Source organism: Brachybacterium sp. EE-P12, assembly GCF_003711805.1.
In the GTDB taxonomy this organism is placed as follows: Bacteria; Actinomycetota; Actinomycetes; order Actinomycetales; family Dermabacteraceae; genus Brachybacterium.
On record NZ_QXCP01000007.1, the window covers coordinates 1,070 to 13,143 of the forward strand.

At 72.6% G+C, this 12,074-nt stretch carries 16 protein-coding genes and 1 tRNA gene; 7 read left to right on the forward strand and 10 right to left on the reverse strand.

Going from position 1 to position 12,074, the window contains the following annotated elements:
• The first annotated feature begins 478 nt into the window (after positions 1-478).
• Positions 479-1,375, forward strand: a complete 897-nt coding sequence (locus D1648_RS11340) for an NAD(P)-dependent oxidoreductase (RefSeq protein ID WP_122941894.1) — start codon at positions 479-481, stop codon at positions 1,373-1,375.
• Positions 1,376-1,399: 24 nt separating this feature from the next.
• Here the strand turns inward: D1648_RS11340 and D1648_RS11345 are convergent, their stop codons facing one another.
• Together D1648_RS11345 and D1648_RS11350 are read right to left on the reverse strand one after the other, a co-directional pair.
• A complete protein-coding gene (locus tag D1648_RS11345; protein WP_122941896.1) occupies positions 1,400-1,984 on the reverse strand; it encodes a sugar O-acetyltransferase in 585 nt (194 codons plus the stop codon).
• Between the two features lie 112 nt (positions 1,985-2,096).
• Entirely contained in the window at positions 2,097-2,537 is a 441-nt protein-coding gene (locus D1648_RS11350; RefSeq protein WP_122941898.1) for a GNAT family N-acetyltransferase, read from the reverse strand.
• A 112-nt stretch (positions 2,538-2,649) separates the two neighbouring features.
• On the opposite strand from D1648_RS11350, the gene D1648_RS11355 reads away from it, so the two are divergent.
• A complete protein-coding gene (locus tag D1648_RS11355) occupies positions 2,650-3,069 on the forward strand; it encodes a YchJ family protein (RefSeq protein ID WP_122941900.1) in 420 nt (139 codons plus the stop codon).
• 90 nt (positions 3,070-3,159) lie between these two features.
• Here D1648_RS11355 and D1648_RS11360 read toward each other — a convergent pair whose 3' ends face one another.
• Together D1648_RS11360 and D1648_RS11365 are read right to left on the reverse strand one after the other, a co-directional pair.
• The gene (locus D1648_RS11360; RefSeq protein WP_122941902.1) at positions 3,160-3,636 is read right to left on the reverse strand and encodes a hypothetical protein; all 477 of its coding nucleotides are present in this window, start codon (positions 3,634-3,636) and stop codon (positions 3,160-3,162) included.
• A gap of 68 nt (positions 3,637-3,704) precedes the next feature.
• Positions 3,705-4,460, reverse strand: a complete 756-nt coding sequence (locus tag D1648_RS11365; protein ID WP_122941904.1) for an SDR family oxidoreductase — start codon at positions 4,458-4,460, stop codon at positions 3,705-3,707.
• A 136-nt stretch (positions 4,461-4,596) separates the two neighbouring features.
• Here D1648_RS11365 and D1648_RS11370 point away from each other — a divergent pair.
• From D1648_RS11370 to D1648_RS11385, 4 genes are all read left to right on the forward strand, one after another.
• Positions 4,597-4,678 (forward strand) — tRNA-Leu (locus tag D1648_RS11370).
• 67 nt (positions 4,679-4,745) lie between these two features.
• Entirely contained in the window at positions 4,746-4,964 is a 219-nt protein-coding gene (locus D1648_RS11375; protein ID WP_122941906.1) for a hypothetical protein, read from the forward strand.
• A 148-nt stretch (positions 4,965-5,112) separates the two neighbouring features.
• On the forward strand, positions 5,113-5,805 hold the full coding sequence (locus tag D1648_RS11380) for a histidine phosphatase family protein (RefSeq protein ID WP_122941908.1): 693 nt from the start codon (positions 5,113-5,115) through the stop codon (positions 5,803-5,805).
• Positions 5,802-6,344 carry a DUF4916 domain-containing protein gene (locus tag D1648_RS11385; RefSeq protein ID WP_122941910.1) on the forward strand — a complete coding sequence of 181 codons (543 nt, stop codon included), beginning with the start codon at positions 5,802-5,804 and terminating at the stop codon, positions 6,342-6,344. Before D1648_RS11380 ends, D1648_RS11385 begins: the two co-directional genes overlap by 4 nt.
• Positions 6,345-6,389: 45 nt before the next feature.
• Here the strand turns inward: D1648_RS11385 and rdgB are convergent, their stop codons facing one another.
• From rdgB to clpS, 6 genes are all read right to left on the reverse strand, one after another.
• Positions 6,390-7,088 carry an RdgB/HAM1 family non-canonical purine NTP pyrophosphatase gene (gene rdgB / locus D1648_RS11390; RefSeq protein WP_122941912.1) on the reverse strand — a complete coding sequence of 233 codons (699 nt, stop codon included), beginning with the start codon at positions 7,086-7,088 and terminating at the stop codon, positions 6,390-6,392.
• On the reverse strand, positions 7,085-7,843 hold the full coding sequence (gene rph / locus D1648_RS11395) for a ribonuclease PH (RefSeq protein ID WP_122941915.1): 759 nt from the start codon (positions 7,841-7,843) through the stop codon (positions 7,085-7,087). The genes rdgB and rph overlap by 4 nt, the downstream gene beginning before the upstream one ends.
• Positions 7,844-7,867: 24 nt before the next feature.
• Positions 7,868-8,650, reverse strand: coding sequence for an MBL fold metallo-hydrolase (locus tag D1648_RS11400; RefSeq protein ID WP_122941917.1), 783 nt, complete (start codon positions 8,648-8,650; stop codon positions 7,868-7,870).
• Complete coding sequence (gene murI, locus D1648_RS11405) at positions 8,647-9,459, reverse strand: glutamate racemase (RefSeq protein WP_122941919.1); 813 nt, start codon at positions 9,457-9,459, stop codon at positions 8,647-8,649. The genes D1648_RS11400 and murI overlap by 4 nt, the downstream gene beginning before the upstream one ends.
• A 99-nt stretch (positions 9,460-9,558) precedes the next feature.
• The gene (locus D1648_RS11410) at positions 9,559-10,194 is read right to left on the reverse strand and encodes a DUF2017 domain-containing protein (protein ID WP_122941922.1); all 636 of its coding nucleotides are present in this window, start codon (positions 10,192-10,194) and stop codon (positions 9,559-9,561) included.
• A complete protein-coding gene (clpS, locus tag D1648_RS11415) occupies positions 10,194-10,517 on the reverse strand; it encodes an ATP-dependent Clp protease adapter ClpS (RefSeq protein ID WP_122941924.1) in 324 nt (107 codons plus the stop codon). The genes D1648_RS11410 and clpS overlap by 1 nt, the downstream gene beginning before the upstream one ends.
• Before the next feature lie 111 nt (positions 10,518-10,628).
• Between clpS and D1648_RS11420 the strand changes: the two genes are divergently transcribed.
• Entirely contained in the window at positions 10,629-12,008 is a 1,380-nt protein-coding gene (locus tag D1648_RS11420) for a nicotinate phosphoribosyltransferase (RefSeq protein WP_164518693.1), read from the forward strand.
• Positions 12,009-12,074 lie beyond the last annotated feature (66 nt).

A 12,074-nucleotide genomic window follows, 5' to 3' on the forward strand; every position in this document is an offset into this window, starting at 1 on the left:
ACTGCCGGATCGAGGTCCTGCACCGCGAGAGACATACCCCGATCCTCCCCACACACACCCACAAAAGAAAGACTCGATGGCATTTTGTGGATAACTCCGAGCGGGGAGGAAACGTCACCGACGGCGCAGCGCACTCCCAGCACAGAACCTGCATCACCACAGGTCGCAACGCTTCACCGCACTACGACTCCCGGCGGATCGGAATCACCTCACCCCCCGCCGCAAGCACCCCCTCGAAAATGTGGACAACCACCCCCTGTGGAGGAAAGAACACCCTCACCGCACCCCGCGAAGGACTGCCACGATGGCGTCTCCTGGCGCCGCCGCCGGACTCTCCGCCCCCTCCGGATCTTCACGGTTCCTGCGCGTCCATCGGGACGCTCGCCGACGCGCGGACCTGCACGGGTCCCCTAGACTCGTGCCTCCCAGGGAAGTCGGTGCGAGGGTCCGGGGAGGCTGCTCGCAGGAGGAGGTCAGCGTGAGGATCGCGGTCACCGGTGCCACCGGAGTGCTCGGCCAGGAGGCTGTGGAGGCGCTCGTCGCCGCCGGGCACGAGGTCACAGGCATCACGCGCCGCGACTCCGGTGTCCCCATCGTCGAGGGCCGCGGCGGCGCCGCGATCGTCGCCGACGTCTTCGACCCGAGCGACCTGGCCCGTGCCTTCCGCGGCCACGACACCGTGATCAACACCCTCGCCCATGTGCCCGTCGGCATGGCGGGGCTGCGCCCCCTGGCCTGGCGCGAGGACGACCGCCTCCATCTCGAGGCCTCCGTCGCGATCGCGAAGGCCGCCGCCGATGCCGGGGTGCGCAAGCTGATCCAGGAGTCCTCCGTCTTCCTCTATCCGGACAACGGCACGGACTGGATCACCGAGGACCTGTCCCTGTCCGTGCGGAACCAGGCGTTCCGACCGCGGGTGCGCGAGATGCGGGCGGCCGTGGACTTCGCGACCGCCGGCCGCAGCGCCGTGGTGCTGCGGCTCGGCCAGCTGTTCGGCCGCGACCCTCAGTCCACCCATGCGCTGAAGGCCACCCGCGAGGGCGACCCGATCCTGCTGGGCAAGCCGGAGAACTACATCACCCTGCTGCACCACAGCGATGCGGGCCGCGCCTTCGTCGCCGCGCTGCGGGCGGGCAGCGGCTTCTACAACGTCGGCGGCGAGCCGATCACCCGGGGGCGTTGGGCGAAGGACCTCGCGATGGAGGCCGGAGTCGAGACGCCCGCGAAGTTCTACCCCGAGATCACCCAGGCGATCGTCGGCACCCGGCTCGAGGTGCAGCGTCGTTCGCTGCGGGTCTCCTCGGTGCGGTTCATGTCCGAGACCGGATGGCGGCCGACGGTGGGTCCGTCCACGAAGGGCTGGTCGCGCCGCTGAGCAGAGCGTGCGGAGCAGCTTCGATCAGAGCGTGCGGAGCACCTTCGCGGGGCTGCCGACGGCGAGGCTGCGCGGCGGCACGTCGCGGGTGACCACGGAGCCGGCACCGATCACGGAATCGTCCCCGATGCTCACCCCCGGCATGATGCTCGCTCCTCCGCCGATCCAGACGTTGTCCCCGATCGTGATCGGCTCCGCCGCCTCCCAGCCCTCCCGGCGAGGCCCCGGCTCGAGGGGGTGGATCGGGGTCAGCAGCTGGATGTTCGGGCCCAGCTGGCAGTCGCCGCCGATGCGGATGTCCACCACATCCAGCGCCGTCAGGGAGAAGTTCACGAAGGTGCCCGCGCCGATGTGGAGGCGGGAGCCGTAGTCCACGTGCAGCGGGGCGCGCACGTGCGCCCCCTCCCCGAAGGTTCCCAGCAGGTCGCGGAGGATCTCCTGGGCGGCGTCGGGATCCTGCGCGTACTCGCGCCCGAAGCGGTCCGTCTCGCGCAGCGCATGGCGGAAGGCGGACTGGATCTCGGGGTCGTCGGCGCGATACCAGTCCCCTGCCCGCATCCGCTCGAGCGGGCTGCGGGTATCGTCCTCGTCGAGGGTGAAGGGCTTCATCACCCCAGGGTATGGCCCCGGACGAGCGCGGGCGGCAGACGGCGCGACGGCCGCCCCGGCAAGAGCGGCGTTCATCTCCGACGCGGCATCCCGCGCCGGCGCGGGCCGACGCTCAGCGCGGCAGGCGCATCCCGAGGCTCGGTGCGGAGTCGACGAAGCCCAGCGAGCGGTAGAGCCGCTGCCCGGGCGGATCGGCGAGCAGGGTGATGTAGGGATGCGGGGGCGCGGCCCGCTCGATCCGGGCCAGGAGATCCTCCATCACGGCGCGTCCCAGACCTCGGCGCTGATGCTCCGGGTCGGTCGCGATGTCGGCGAGATGGAAGTACCAGGTGCCGTCGCCGAGGGTGCGGCCCATCGCCGCGAGGTCCCCGCTCGAGGCGCGGACGGTGGTCCAGGCCCAGCTGTTCGCGAGCGCGCCGGCTGCCTGCTCCGGGGTGCGGGGGCTGAGGCCGGCGATCGCGCGCAGGCGCACGTACTCCTGGCTCCTCGGCGCGGAGTGCTCGAGACGGTATCCGTCCGGGAGCTGGGTGTCGGCGGGGTCGTCGTCGGTCATGGGACGATCCTGCCAGGATCCGCCCACGGCCGACGCGCCGCACCTGGCGGAGCGCTCCACTCCCGACCGCGCCGCGAGCTCCCGGCCGGGTCCGGGCCGGGATACTGGGACGATGACCGCGACTCCTGCTCCCCTGCCCGACGACGCCCGCTGCCCCTGCGGCAGCGGCGATGTGCTCGGCGCCTGCTGCGGGCCCGTCCTGCGCGGCGAACGGCGCGCCCCCACGGCGGAGGCGCTCATGCGCTCGCGCTACACCGCCTTCGCGGTGCGGGACCTCGAGCACCTGCTGCGCAGCTGGCATCCCTCGACCGCGCCGACGAGGCAGGAGCTCGCCGCCTCTCTCGCCGAGGAGGTGCGCTGGCTGCGCCTGGAGATCCTCGCGACCGCCGACGGGGGGCCCTTCGACGACGTCGGCACCGTCGAGTTCCTCGCCCGCTCGACGGGGCCGCACGGCCGGTCCCGTCAGCACGAGCGGTCGCGGTTCGTGCGCGAGGGCGGGGCGTGGCTCTACGTCGACGGGGACGTCGGCTGAGCAGACGGGCGCCGTGAGCACATGACGACGCCCCGGATCCGTCGGGATCCGGGGCGTCGCACAGGGACGTCAGGAACGTCGCACGGGAGGTCAGCTGCCGGCGGAGGCGACCTTCTTCTCGGCTCGCTTCGCCGCGTCCTGGAGGATCGCGCCGAGCTCCGCGGCGTGCTTCTCCGCTTCCTTCGAGCGCGGCAGCGAGGACTTCTTCACGGACTTCGCGGCCTTCTTCGCGGAACGCTCGGTGCTGCGCCGCGCGTCCTTCATCACGGCGGCGACCTTCTGGCCGCGCGTCGGCTCCCGCCGGGACAGGGCGACCGCGGTCGCGATGCCCGCACCGATCAGGACCACGCCGATGACGCCGCCCACGACCACCGGGAGGGTCGAGGCGGACTTCCCGTCACCGGCGTCCGAAAAACCCTTCACGGACCCGACCAGCTCGTTCTTCCACCGGGTCACGGCGTTCTTCGGGTTCACGCGGTCGATCAGCTCGTCGATGTCGGACGCGAGGTTGTCCTGACGCCGATAGGCCTCGTCGCGCATGTCGTCCAGGCTCTTCTTGTCTGCCACCACTGCCTCCGGTGTGCTCTGGGTCTGCTGTGCAGATCGTATCGTGGTCGGGTCCGTGCGCGGGGCGGTCAGCCCTGGGTCCGGGCCAGGAAGTCCTCCGCGCCGCCGACGAGCTCGACGTGCCCGGTCTCCACGTCGGCCGTGGCCATCTTCGCGACCTCGGCGGCGAACTCCTCGACCGAGTACAGCTTGCCGGCCGCCTCGCGACGCTGCTCGAGCGCCCCCGGGCGGGCCCGGTTGAGCAGGGTCGCGGTGACGGTCCCCTCGATCATGTCGCCCGAGACGATCACGAAGGAGACGCCCTGCTCGCGCATCTCCGGGATCCGCTCGGTCAGCGCCGTCTCGCCCGCACGCTTGGAGCGCGCGACCTGCTCGTACTCCGGCATCGTCTCGACCTCGTCGATGAAGTGCGCCTGGTGGCTGGTCACGAAGACCACGCGGCCGCCGGTGGAGAGGTGCTCGAGCCCGGCGGTGAGCGCATCGGACTGCGCGTCGCGGTTCAGGCGCATCGCGTAGTCCTCGCCCAGATCGGTCTCCATCCCGCCCGAGGCGTTCAGGACCAGCAGGTCCAGGCCGCCGAAGGTGTCCACGGCGGTGCGCATCAGGGTGCGCACGCCCTCGGCGTCGGTGAGATCCGCGCCGACGGCGACGGCCTTGCCGCCGGCGGCCTCGATCTCGGCGACCACCTTGTTCGCGCGCGGCGCCTTCTGGCGGTAGTTGATGACGACGTTCGCGCCCTCGGCGGCGAGCAGCTTCGCGGTGGCCGCACCGACCCCGCGCGAGGATCCGGTGACGACGGCGGTCTTGCCTGCGAGGGCGCTCATGGGGAACTCCTGAGGTATCGGGGATCGAGGTCCGTGACGGTGACCGCGCGCGCCGGGCCGGGACCGGCCGGGTCGTGCACCGTCGACCGCCCGAGCCTACCGGAGCACGCAGGTGCGCCCGCTAGGCTGGTCCGGCGCGCGAGTGGCGGAATTGGCAGACGCGCTGGATTTAGGTTCCAGTGCCCTAGGGCGTGGGGGTTCGAGTCCCCTCTCGCGCACGCAGTGCCTGGGCGGTGACCAGCGGTGACGTCGAGGCGGGAGACATCCGACGTCGAAGGGCACGAGATGGTCACCGACGAGTCCGAGTTCATCGTCATGCTGCCCGACGGCGAGGTCGAGTTCGCCTCCACGGGTCCCGCGGCGAGCTTTCTCCTCGAGGAGGGGCATGCGAACGCGGAGCGGGAGCCGCACTGGCACCTGCGATGGTGCCTGGACCGGATGGCGATCGGGGAGGTCATGGACGTCGGCGAGGCACGGGTGGAGAGGATCGCGTCCCGTCGCTGATCCCGAGGCCGGGGGCCGTGCTGGGTCCAGCCCGTGCGAGCGTCTACGCTGTTGGTCGTCCTGCGGCGGGCCCCGTGCCGCACCGCACCTGGACGACCCGCCGCGACGGCGACGACCACGCACGGCTCGAGAACGAGGAGAGCGCTCCATGACCCTGTTCGGGCTCGTCCGCCATGGGCAGACGGACTACAACCTGCAGAACCTCTTCCAGGGGTCCTCGGACATCCCGCTGAACGAGACCGGGATCGCGCAGGCCCACGCCGCCTTCGACGCGCTGCCCGAGGTGGGCTGGGACGTGGTGATCACCTCCCCGCTGCAGCGCGCCGAGCAGACCGGACGGATCATCGCCGGCGACCACGCCATCCCCTTCGGCGGCACCGACGGCCGACTGGTCGAGATCGACTGGGGTGCTGCGGAGGGACAGCCGGTCGAGGAGATGGAGGCCCGCTACCCCGGCCGCTCCTTCCCGGGCCGGGAGGACCACCAGGCCGTCGCCGATCGCGGCTACGACGCGCTCGAGGATCTCGAGACCCGCTTCCCCGGGCAGAAGGTGCTGCTGGTCGCCCACGGCACCCTGATCCGCTTCCTGCTCTCGGGGATCATCGAGCGCCCGCTGGACTCGATCCCGAACGCGACGCTGTCGCTCATCGAGCTCGAGGGCACCACCTGGCGGGTGCGGATGATCGCGGGCCGGGAGGTCGACCATGCGGTCGAGGTGCCCTCGCGGGCGCAGAACCCCCGCTTCGTGGTCGACGAGGCCCAGCTCATCCCCGGCGCGCATGTCACCGGCGCCGACGATCACGTCGCCGCCTCCGCCACGATCCCGGGAGGGAACGCATGAGCAGCCGCACCGCCGTGGACTCCGAGGGCTCCTGGTTCGATCCGGAGCGCGTCGCCGACCTGCGCCGCCACCTGCCGATCACCTACGTCGACGTCGTGCCCGTGCGCACGGACGTGGACGGCGCCGTCGCCGAGGTGGGTCTGCTGCTGCGCGCCTCCGGCGCCGGGCAGATCGTGCGCGCGATCGTCTCCGGGAGGGTGCTGATCCACGAGACGCTGCGAGAGGCGATCGCCCGCCACGTCGAGAAGGACCTCGGCCCGATGGCGATGCCCCGGATCCCCGTCTCCCCCGTCCCCTTCACGGTCGCGGAGTACTTCCCCACGCCGGGCGTCTCCCCCTTCCACGACCCGCGCCAGCACGCGATCTCGCTGGCCTACGTGGTCCCGATCGACGGGGAGACCGCCCCGCAGGAGGACGCCCTGGAGCTGTCCTGGTTCGGCGTGGACGAGCTGCTCGGCGAGTCCTCCCCGCTGACGGAGATGGACGGCGGGCGGGACCTGCTGGTGCGCCGGGCGCTCGCCCACATGGGCGCGGCCTGAGGCCGGTCCGCCACCTCGCACACCGGGGGCCGGCCGGCCCGGCGCTCAGCCCAGCAGCCGCGCCACGTGCGGGGCGATGGCGCGGAAGGCCGTCCCGCGGTGGGAGATCGCGTCCTTCTCCTCGGGGGTGAGCTCCGCGGCGGAGCGGGTCTGCCCGTCGGGACGGAACAGCGGGTCGTAGCCGAATCCGCCCCCGCCGTGCCGCTCCCGCAGCAGCATCCCGGTCATCTCGCCGTGCTCGACCAGCTCCGTGCCGTCCGGGGCGACGAGCGCGGCCGCGCACACGAAGCGGGCACCGCGGTGCTGATCGGGCACGTCGGAGAGCTGGGCGAGCAGCAGGTCGTTGTTCGCCTCGTCATCGCCGTGCCGGCCCGACCAGCGGGCGGAGAAGATCCCCGGGGAGCCGCCGAGCACGTCCACGGCCAGGCCCGAGTCGTCGGCGACGGCGAGCAGGCCTGTCGCCGCCGCGGCCGAGCGGGCCTTCAGCAGGGCGTTGCCCGCGAAGCTCACCTCGTCCTCGACCACGTCCGGCAGGGCGATCCCGGCGGAGGAGATCACCTGCTCGGGATCGAGGCCGGGCACCGCCGCGGCGAGGATCCGCTGCAGCTCGCGGAGCTTCTTGACGTTGTGGGAGGCGAGGATGACCCGCGCGCCCGTCGGCACGGCGGCGGTGGCCCCGTGCTGGACGTCGCAGGACGCCCCGTCCTGATCGCCGGCCGACGGGCCGTCGGCGCCGGCGCTCATCGAGCGGCGGCCAGGACGTCGCGCTGGATCTCGGCGAGGCGGGCGCAGCCGCTGGTCGCGAGGTCCAGGAGGGTGCCGAGCTCGACGCGGTCGAAGGGGGTCCCCTCGGCGGTGCCCTGCACCTCGACGAAGCCGCCGGAGCCGGTGACCACGACGTTCATGTCGGTGTCGGCGGTGACGTCCTCGCGGTACTCGAGGTCCAGCAGCGGCCGGCCCTCGACGATGCCGACGCTGATCGCGCTCACGGTGTCGGTGAGCACCTCGGTCGCGGCGGGGAGGTCGGTGTGCTGCTTCGCCCAGCTCACCGCGTCGGCCAGTGCCACGTAGGCGCCGGTGATCGCGGCGGTGCGGGTGCCGCCGTCGGCCTGGAGCACGTCGCAGTCCAGCTGGATGGTGTTCTCGCCGAGCGCGTCCAGATCGATCACGGCACGCAGAGAGCGGCCGATGAGGCGGGAGATCTCGTGGGTGCGCCCGCCGATCTTCCCCTTCACGGACTCGCGCGGGGAACGGGTGTTCGTCGCCCGCGGCAGCATCGCGTACTCGGCGGTGACCCAGCCGGAGCCGGAGCCCTTCTTCCACCGCGGCACGCCCTCGGTGAAGGAGGCGGTGCACAGCACGCGGGTGCGGCCGAACTCGATCAGCGCGCTGCCCTCGGCCTGGTCCAGCCAGCCCCGGGTGATGCGCACCTCCCGCAGCTGCTCGGGGGTGCGGCCGTCGACGCGGTCGCCGACGAAGGTCTCGGTCTGGGGGCTCACAGGAGCTGCCTCCTCAGGGGTGGGTCAGGCGGTCACCTCGAGGATATCGGCCGGGCGGACCATCGTGATCGGCCCCGAGTGGACCTCCTGCGCCTCCGCGAGCGGGATCGCGGGGTCCGTCCAGGCCGGGATGTGGGTGAGCGCGAGATGTCCCACTCCGGCGCGGGTCGCGGCCTGGCCGGCGCGGCGGCCGGTCAGGTGCACGCCGGCGAAGCGGTCGTCGCGTCCCTCGATGTAGCCCGCCTCGCACAGGAACAGGTCCGCGCCGCGGGCCAGCTCGTCCAGCGCCTCGCACTCGTCGGTGTCGCCGGAGTAGGCGAGCGTCGCCCCGTCGGCCGCGATGCGGAAGCCGTAGGCCTCCACCGGGTGCAGCACCGCCCGGGCCTCGATCTCGAAGGGCCCGATCGTGAAGCGGGACCCGTCGGCGAGGGCGTGGTGCGCGAACGGCGAGCAGGTCACCCCGTCGGGCACGTCGCCCACGCGGCTGAGCACCGCGGAGAGCCGCTCCGGCAGCGGTGCCGGGGCGTGGATCGGCAGCTGGCCGAGGTCGGTGCGGGAGTGATACGCCCAGAACACCTCGAGCCCGGTGAGGTCGAGATAATGGTCGGGATGCAGGTGAGAGATGATCACGGCGTCGAGATCGGCGGGATCGATCACGTTCTGCAGCGGGCCGAAGGCGCCCGAGCCGAGGTCCATCAGCACCCGCCAGGTGCGGCCGCCCTCGTCCTCGTGCTCGAGGAGATAGCTGGAGGCGGCGCCCTCGGGGCCGGCGAAGCTGCCCGAGCAGCCGATCACGTGGACCCTCACGCGCTCACCACCGGCAGCGAACCGGTCATGTCCAGGGTGGGGCCGAGGAAGCGGCGCGAGAGCAGCGCGAAGTGCTCGCTGCCGATGCCGTCGGCGGTCTGGGAGAAGACGTGCCGCGGCGAGCGGACGGACTCTCGCAGCGCGTCCGCGGCGTGCAGCTGACGGAACACGTCCAGCGCCGTCTCCTCGGCGGAGGAGACGAGCGTGACGTCCGGACCCATCAAGTAGCTGATCGGCGCGGCCAGCATCGGGTAATGGGTGCAGCCGAGCACGAGGGTGTCCACCTCCGCCTCCCGCACCGGGGCGAGGTACTCCTCGGCGACGTCGAGCACCTCCCGGCCGCTGACCACGCCGTTCTCGACGAACTCCACGAAGCGCGGGCACGCCTGGGTGATCAGGTCGAGATCGGGGGCGGCCGCGAAGGCGTCCTCGTAGGCGCAGGAGGTGACGGTGCCCTGGGTGGCGATCACGCCCACCCGGCGGTTGCGGGTCGCGGCGACCGCGCGGCGCACCGCCGGCTGGATCACCTCGACGACCGGCACGTCGTAGCGCTCGCGCGCATCGCGCAGCACGGCGGCCGACGCGGTGTTGCAGGCGATCACCAGCATCTTCACCCCGTGCGCGACGAGATCGTCCATGATCTCGAGCGCCAGGGAGCGCACCTCGGCGATCGGGCGGGGCCCGTAGGGGCCGTGCGCGGTGTCGCCGATGTAGAGCAGCTCCTCCTGAGGCAGCTGATCCAGCACGGCGCGGGCGACCGTGAGGCCGCCCACCCCGGAGTCGAAGATCCCGATCGGCGCGTTGTTCATCCCGGCAAGGCTAGTGTGGACGGCCGTCCAGGACAGTGACGGCACGCTCACTGCGTGCCGTTTCACAGTTCGTCCACACTATCCGTGCCCGGCCCGAGCTCAGTCCAGGGCTCTGAGCAGGCTCTCCTGGAGCCAGCTCAGCAGCTCGTACACGGCGATGACGATGTCGGAGCCGACGTGCTCGTCGTCCCCCGAGCTCTCCGCACCCTCGACCTGCTCCCCGATCTGCTGGAGCATCCGCACGGTGTCGAAGTCGCCGTCGCGCTGCAGGCCCAGCCGGTCGGCGAGCACGATCCGCACATCGTTCAGGGCGCGCAGCACCGAGAGCGCCTCGTCCTCGTCCAGGACCACCTCGCCGTGCCCGCCCCCGGCCGCATCGAGGATCGACATCACGCGCCGCAGGTCCGCGATCTTCCCGTCGGCCAGGTCGCGCTGCCCCAGGCGCCGGTACTCCTCGGCGAGCGCGGGGTCCTCCGAGGCGGCCGGGAACAGGCGCCGGACGGCGGAGTCGGAGGGGGTGCGGGCCTCGCGCCCGGCGAACTCGGCCTCCAGCCTCCGCAGCGGGTCCTCGCTCTCGGCGGCGCGGCGCAGCGCGTCGCCGCCCGCGTCGATCCCGAGATCGGCGCGGATCAGGTCGGCGGTCTCCTGCGCGACCTGGGCGATGATCGCCTTCTCCTCACCGTCGAGCCGGCAGGCCAGGGAGCCGTCGGGGCGGCGTCGGAACGCATGCGCCATCAGCTCTCCCCCGCCTTCTCGATCGTGGACTGCAGGCCGAAGGAGTGCATGGCCTGCACGTCGGTCTCCGCCTTCTCCCGCGAGCCGCGGGAGACGATCGCGCGGCCGTCCTCGTGCACCTGCATCATCAGCTGCTCGGCCACCACCCGGGAGTACCCGAAGTAGCGGCGGAAGACGAACACGACGTAGCTCATGAGGTTCACCGGGTCGTTCCACACGACGGTGCACCAGGGGCCCTCGGTCTCGAGCGTCGTGCGCTCCTCCGGCGCGACGTCGGTGCGGGTCCGCGTCCGCGCCTCCGCCCGCGGCAGGTCCACCGGCATGCACATCCCTCCTGAGTCTCGCCGCGCCCCGGGGCGCCGGGTGGGCGGCGCACCGAGTCTACGGGGCGCGCCGTCCCGCCTGCCCGCCCGCCACGCACTACGGTGGACACCGTGACTTCCGCCCTGCTCACCGACCTCTACGAGCTGACGATGCTGGAGGCCGCCCGGGACGCGGGCACCGCCTCCCGCCGCTGCGTCTTCGAGGTGTTCACCCGCTCCCTGCCCGCCGGTCGCCGCTACGGCGTGCTCGCGGGCACCGGCCGCGTGCTCGACGCGATCAAGGACTTCCGCTTCGACGACGCGGACCTTCGCTACCTGGCCTCCACCGGCACGCTGCGGGAGGACACCCTCGACCACCTGGCGCGCTACGAGTTCACCGGCGACGTGCACGGCTACGCCGAGGGCGAGCTGTTCTTCCCGAACTCGCCGGTGCTGCGCATCGAGGGCACCTTCGAGGACGCGGTGATGCTCGAGACGGTGGTGCTCTCGATCCTGAACCACGACTCCGGCGTCGCCTCGGTCGGCTCGCGGATGGTCACGGCCGCGCGGGGCCGGCCCCTGATCGAGATGGGCGGGCGACGCGTGCACGAGGACGCCGCGATCTCCGCGGCCCGCGCCGCATATCTCGTCGGCTTCGCCTCGACCTCGAACCTCGCCGCGGGCGCCCATTACCGAGTACCCGTCGCCGGCACCTCCGCGCACGCCTTCACCCTCCTGTTCGACGGCGAGGAGGACGCCTTCCGCGCCCAGCTCACCACGCAGGGCCCGGGCACGACGGTGCTGGTGGACACCTACGACGTGGAGGCCGCGGTGCGCACCGCGGTCGAGATCGCCGGCCCCGGTCTCGGCGCGGTGCGCCTGGACTCCGGGAACCTCGCCGAACAGGCCGCGGACGTGCGGGCGCTGCTGGACTCCCTCGGGGCGACCTCGACTCGCATCACCGCCACCGGCGACCTCGACGAATACCGGGTCGAGGAGCTGAAGGACTCCCCGCTGGACGGCTACGGCATCGGCACGCGCCTGGTCACCGGCGGCGGGCACCCCGCGCCCGGCTTCGTGTACAAGCTCGTCGAGCGCGAGGGTGCCGACGGGACGATGCACCCGGTCGGAAAGCGTTCCCAGGACAAGGCGACGCTCGGCGCCGGCAAGGCCGCCTACCGCATGGTCGTCGGCGGCCGGGCACGCGCGGAGCTCGTGCTGCCGGGCGAGGCGGAGGTCGCCGAGTTCGAGCGGGAGCTGACCGCGGAGCTGATCTCGGGCACCTCGAACCCGGACTGGGCCCACACCAAGCTGCGCCCGCTGCAGGTCCCGCTGATCGGAGGCGGGGAGGACCTCGCCCCGCAGCGCGCCCCGGCCCGGCTGGAGGCGGCGCGGGAGCGTCACGCCGCCTCGCTCGCGGAGCTCGGGCTCTCGGCCGACGACGGCCCCGACGGGGACGTCGCGATCCCCACCCTCACCGACGGCGCGGAGGCCGCCCGCGTGCTGCGTTGACCGTCCGGCCCGGGTGCGCGTCGGGCGCGGAAGGGCGATGGTCGACCACTGGCGCAGGGCGTACCG

Bases quoted from the DNA above. Each gene is read 5' to 3' on its own strand.
- D1648_RS11345 (WP_122941896.1), bottom strand. From the start codon at position 1,984: ATGAAGCCCTTCACCCTCGACGAGGACGATACCCGCAGCCCGCTCGAG.
- D1648_RS11350 (WP_122941898.1), bottom strand. From the start codon at position 2,537: ATGACCGACGACGACCCCGCCGACACCCAGCTCCCGGACGGATACCGT.
- D1648_RS11355 (WP_122941900.1), top strand. From the start codon at position 2,650: ATGACCGCGACTCCTGCTCCCCTGCCCGACGACGCCCGCTGCCCCTGC.
- D1648_RS11365 (WP_122941904.1), bottom strand. From the start codon at position 4,460: ATGAGCGCCCTCGCAGGCAAGACCGCCGTCGTCACCGGATCCTCGCGC.
- D1648_RS11375 (WP_122941906.1), top strand. From the start codon at position 4,746: ATGGTCACCGACGAGTCCGAGTTCATCGTCATGCTGCCCGACGGCGAG.
- D1648_RS11380 (WP_122941908.1), top strand. From the start codon at position 5,113: ATGACCCTGTTCGGGCTCGTCCGCCATGGGCAGACGGACTACAACCTG.
- D1648_RS11385 (WP_122941910.1), top strand. From the start codon at position 5,802: ATGAGCAGCCGCACCGCCGTGGACTCCGAGGGCTCCTGGTTCGATCCG.
- rdgB (WP_122941912.1), bottom strand. From the start codon at position 7,088: ATGAGCGCCGGCGCCGACGGCCCGTCGGCCGGCGATCAGGACGGGGCG.
- murI (WP_122941919.1), bottom strand. From the start codon at position 9,459: ATGAACAACGCGCCGATCGGGATCTTCGACTCCGGGGTGGGCGGCCTC.
- D1648_RS11410 (WP_122941922.1), bottom strand. From the start codon at position 10,194: ATGGCGCATGCGTTCCGACGCCGCCCCGACGGCTCCCTGGCCTGCCGG.
- clpS (WP_122941924.1), bottom strand. From the start codon at position 10,517: ATGCCGGTGGACCTGCCGCGGGCGGAGGCGCGGACGCGGACCCGCACC.